Source organism: uncultured Leptotrichia sp. (assembly GCF_938036635.1).
Taxonomy (GTDB): Bacteria; Fusobacteriota; Fusobacteriia; order Fusobacteriales; family Leptotrichiaceae; genus Leptotrichia; species Leptotrichia hongkongensis.
Genome location: NZ_CALHQO010000560.1, coordinates 1 through 4,342, shown reverse-complemented (window position 1 = coordinate 4,342; position 4,342 = coordinate 1). Strand labels below are relative to the sequence as shown.

The 4,342-nt window shown below is 28.6% G+C and carries 5 protein-coding genes and 1 pseudogene; 5 read left to right on the top strand and 1 reads right to left on the bottom strand.

The genetic code is table 11. The features are described 5' to 3' along the window. The coding region (locus tag Q0370_RS11300) for an asparaginase domain-containing protein (protein ID WP_299575782.1) at positions 1 to 337 on the bottom strand (337 nt) is incomplete at its 3' end. A gap of 301 nt (positions 338 to 638) precedes the next feature. Here Q0370_RS11300 and Q0370_RS11295 point away from each other — a divergent pair. The 5 genes and pseudogenes from Q0370_RS11295 (at position 639) to Q0370_RS11275 (ending at position 4,039) form a co-directional block, all read left to right on the top strand. Continuing rightward, positions 639 to 1,583 carry an Abi family protein gene (locus tag Q0370_RS11295; RefSeq protein WP_299575780.1) on the top strand — a complete coding sequence of 315 codons (945 nt, stop codon included), beginning with the start codon at positions 639 to 641 and terminating at the stop codon, positions 1,581 to 1,583. Positions 1,584 to 1,658: 75 nt separating this feature from the next. After that, a complete protein-coding gene (locus Q0370_RS11290; protein ID WP_299575778.1) occupies positions 1,659 to 1,949 on the top strand; it encodes a type II toxin-antitoxin system RelB/DinJ family antitoxin in 291 nt (96 codons plus the stop codon). Next, positions 1,921 to 2,218, top strand: a pseudogene (locus Q0370_RS11285) (type II toxin-antitoxin system YafQ family toxin). Before Q0370_RS11290 ends, Q0370_RS11285 begins: the two are co-directional and overlap by 29 nt. Positions 2,219 to 2,299: 81 nt before the next feature. After that, positions 2,300 to 3,304 (top strand): class 1b ribonucleoside-diphosphate reductase subunit beta, encoded by a 1,005-nt coding sequence (gene nrdF / locus Q0370_RS11280; RefSeq protein WP_299575776.1) that lies wholly within the window; start codon positions 2,300 to 2,302, stop codon positions 3,302 to 3,304. 3 nt (positions 3,305 to 3,307) lie between these two features. Continuing rightward, positions 3,308 to 4,039, top strand: coding sequence for a YaaA family protein (locus Q0370_RS11275; protein ID WP_299575774.1), 732 nt, complete (start codon positions 3,308 to 3,310; stop codon positions 4,037 to 4,039). Positions 4,040 to 4,342 lie beyond the last annotated feature (303 nt).

Sequence of the window (4,342 nt, the reverse complement as noted above, 5' to 3'; positions counted from 1 at the left end):
TTTGTGCTCCCGTGATAACTATAGGTTTTCTGGAATTTTGTATCATATAACTAAGTGCAGCTGAGGTATATGCCATAGTATCCGTTCCATGAAGTATAACAAACCCGTCATAGGAATCATAATTTTTTTCTATTGTTCTTGCTATATCCTGCCATATCGCCGGAGTTATATTGGTCGAGTCTATATTGCAAACCTGAAGCACATCTATCTCACAATATTTTTCAACTTCAGGCACAAAGGTCAAAATCTCAGGTGCCGAAAGTGCAGGAGATAATCCCTCTCCCATCTGCTTTGACGCAATAGTTCCACCTGTACCTATTACTAAAATCTTCTTCATATAATACTTACTCTCCTTATTTTAAATCTAATCCTTTTGCATTATACCAATGAAAACCGTTTTCATTACAGTAATTTTTAATTTCTTTTATTAACTTACTGTTTGCACCATATTCTATAAGATATACTTCCGGTATATGCTTTTTTACATTTGACAAATATCAAAATATAGAGTATAATAATTTTAGTGATCGTACTACAAGAATAACCCACTTAGTTGTGCGTTGTTGTAGACTGTAGAAAAAGCTCTTTCAATTTTGATAGGGCTTTTTTGCATTTTTGATATAAAAGGGGGAAAGGGAATGGATAAGCCATTTAAAACTTTTAAGGAACAAGTTGAGATTTTAAATGGAGAAAACGGAGGTAAATTACGGGTAAAAACTGATGAGAAAACAATTTATTGTTTAATGAGGTATAATTATTATTCCATCATAAATTTTTACAAAGAACCTTTTTTAAAAGGAAAAGATTTAAACGGAAATGATATTTATAAATCGGGAGTTCATTTTAATCATTTGAAAGCATTGTATGATTTTGATAAAAGTTTGAGAATGTTGTTTTTTGATGTTTTGACACAATTGGAAAGAGCTTTTAAAACGGCAATTGCATATTATTATTCGGAATGCTATACAAATAAAGAAAGTTATTTGGAACTTAATAATTATTATGTTGGAGTTAGAAATGAAAATATACATCTCATTTCACATTTAGTAAAAAAACTAAATTTTTTAAGAAATAACAAAAGCAATAGTATAATAAAGCATTATAGTACAACAAAAGATAATATACCATTTTGGATAGTAATTAATTTTTTTACATTTGGAGAAATGAGCAGATTTTATTTGATTTTGGAAAATAGAGTACAAAATAAAATAATAAGCCATTTTAGAAATTTGTATAAAAATGAGTACACAAATTTACCTAAATTAAATAATAATTTTATAAAAACTTTTTTACGTGCAAGTTCATTATTTAGAAACATAGCGGCACATAATGAAAGAATGTATGATTTTTCATCAAAAAATATTGTAAATATAAATAATATTATGGGGATAACAAATAATAAGAAACAAAAATTATTTACGATATACGAGGGACTTAAATTATTTTTATCAAAAGAAGAATATGAAAGTCTAACAAAAAAGTTACGAGAATTATTAAGTTTACTTGAATTTAAACTAAAGGATATTATAGATATAAATGATATTTTATATAAAATGGATTTTCCGAAAAATTGGCATAGATAGACATTATGATAAACTAATTGATTGACAAAAGATATACTTTGTATGTATTATGAATATAAAAGGAAGTGATATTTTATGGCAACAGTTAATACAAGTATAAAGATAGATGAAGAAACTAAAAAAGAAGCACAGAAATTATTTAAAGATTTAGGATTAAGCCTTAGTACAGCAATAAATATATTTTTGAAACAAGCTATAAGAGAAAAAGGCATACCATTCTATATAAATTCTTTACCTGAAAATTCAGAATTGGCTCAAGCATTTGAAGAAGTTAAACAAATTAAGAAAAATCCTTCAAATTATAAATCATACAGTAGTCCAGAAGAAATGTTTAAAGATGTCTTGGGAGAAGATTGTGAGGGGTAAAAAAGAAGAGTATAAATATTCTATTATTCTTACTGGGAAATTTAAAAAACATTTAAAAAATCTAAAAAAAATTATTGGGAAGTATAATCTCAATATTAGCAAAAGGAGAGAAACATCCTCCTAAAAACAAGGATTATAAATTAGTCAATAATTATGATGGGGCAAGAGAATGTCATATAACTCCAGATTGGTTATTAATCTATGAGATAGTTGAAGATAAATTAATATTGATTTTATTAGCATCAGGTAGTCATAGTGAACTATTCTAAATTTTATATAAAATGCGGGAGTTGATTGAGATAATATAAAAAATTGGTAAAACAATTTTATCAAGAAAGGAAAACAAAAAAATGGAGAAAAAAATATATGAGGCAGTAAACTGGAACACACCAGAAAATGATTATGTGGAGATGTTTTGGGAACAGAACTTGAAGCAGTTTTGGATTGATACGGAGTATATTCCGTCGAAGGATATAGATAGTTGGAATTCACTTGAGCCTGCGATGAAGTTGGCGTATTTGCATGTACTAGGAGGATTAACGCTGTTGGATACGTTGCAGAGCCACACAGGAATGCCGAAAATTATTGATCATATTGAGTCATTGCAAAACCGTTCGGTGCTTTCATATATGTGTATGATGGAAACGATTCACGCGAAGTCTTATTCAACAATATTTACAACAGTTGCGTCTACAAGGGAGATTAATGAAACATTTAGATGGGTTCAGGAAAATCCGCACTTGCAGTATAAAGCCAATAAAATTGATGGATATTATCAGAAAATGAATAATCCTGAGGCTTCAAAAAGAGATATTGCGATGGCTCTGGCAGCTTCGGTTTATTTGGAGACATATTTATTTTACAGCGGATTCTTTTTACCGCTTTGGCTTGCAGGACAGGGAGAAATGGTTGCAAGTTGCGATATAATCAAGAAAATTATAGCTGATGAATCGATTCACGGAGTTTTTGTGGGACTACTATTCCAAGAACTATACAATTCTTTCAGCGAAGAGGAAAAAGCTGATATGAGAGCTGAACTGAAAAAATTGATGTACGACTTGTACGAAAATGAAACAAGATATACTGATGAAATTTATGGTGATTTAGGGCTTACAGGCGATGTGAAGGAATACATTCGTTACAATGCGAACAAAGCCTTAATGAATCTAGGATTTGAAGAAGAATTTGAAGTGAAAAATGTAAATCCAATTGTGTTAAATGGTTTAAATGTGGAAACAACACAGCATGATTTCTTCTCGAAAAAATCTACGAATTATGAGAAGGCGTTGGAAGTGGTGCATTTGCATGATGACGACTTTAAGTTTGATAATAATGAATTAGATTTGGAGATTTAATCTATGAAAATTATAATATCACCAAGTAAAACTAAAAAAATTAACAATTTGCCAATAAAAGATAATGGCTCTTTGACTGAAAAAGAGCCTTTTTATCTAGAAATAACAAAGGAAATTATTGAAAAAATAAAAACCTTTTCTGTGGAGGAAATTGAGAAAAAGTTTAAATTAAAAAATGAAAAGGCACAAAAGTTATTGGAATTTTATAAAAATTATGAAAACGAGAAAAGCGGAAATGCTTTGGCAAGCTATACTGGTGTTGCGTATAAGGCTATAAAGATTGAAACTTTTGATAAAAGTGATTTTGAATATTTGGAGTCGCATTTGGTTATCTTGTCTGCTTTATACGGTATTTTGACGCCTTATACAAATGTGAAGGAATATCGGCTTGATATGACAAATTCAATTTTTGAAAGTAAGTCGCTTTATGAGGTTTGGAAAACTAGCGTGAATGAATATTTTGAAAAAGAAGACATTATTTTAAATCTTGCCTCAAAAGAATATTCTAAACTGATAAACTCTGATAAATTGATTGATTTTGAGTTTTGGGAAAATTCAAATGGGAAATTAAAGCAAGTGAGTACAAATTCGAAGAAAATGAGAGGATTTATTTTAAATTATGTTGTGAAAAATAAAATTAATGATGTGAAAAAATTGAGAAATATTACTTTAAATGGGTATGTTTTTGATGAGGATATGTCGGATGAGAGAAAATTTGTTTATGTGAAGAAATGATAAATTTGAGAAAGAGGGAATTTTTATTTTCCTCTTTTTTTGTGAATAGTAATAGAAATTGTTGACGAAATATAGTATACTGGATTAAGAAAAGAAAAAAGTTATAAATATAGATTTTTAAATTTTGTAAATGGAGAAAAGATGATAAAAATAGATGTAGATGAGAGAAAGTGGGAGAAAATAAAAGAAGAACATTCGGAATGGTATTGTAAAAAAATATTTCCTAGAATAAAAAAAGCATTTGAAGAATTAAAAAAACTATATGAAGATAAATTTTCTGATTATCAAGAGTTGGAAAGATAT

What these genes read in the sequence shown, in the direction of transcription:
- Q0370_RS11295 (WP_299575780.1), top strand. Translation starts at nt 639, where the DNA reads ATGGATAAGCCATTTAAAACTTTTAAGGAACAAGTTGAGATTTTAAAT.
- Q0370_RS11290 (WP_299575778.1), top strand. Translation starts at nt 1,659, where the DNA reads ATGGCAACAGTTAATACAAGTATAAAGATAGATGAAGAAACTAAAAAA.
- nrdF (WP_299575776.1), top strand. Translation starts at nt 2,300, where the DNA reads ATGGAGAAAAAAATATATGAGGCAGTAAACTGGAACACACCAGAAAAT.
- Q0370_RS11275 (WP_299575774.1), top strand. Translation starts at nt 3,308, where the DNA reads ATGAAAATTATAATATCACCAAGTAAAACTAAAAAAATTAACAATTTG.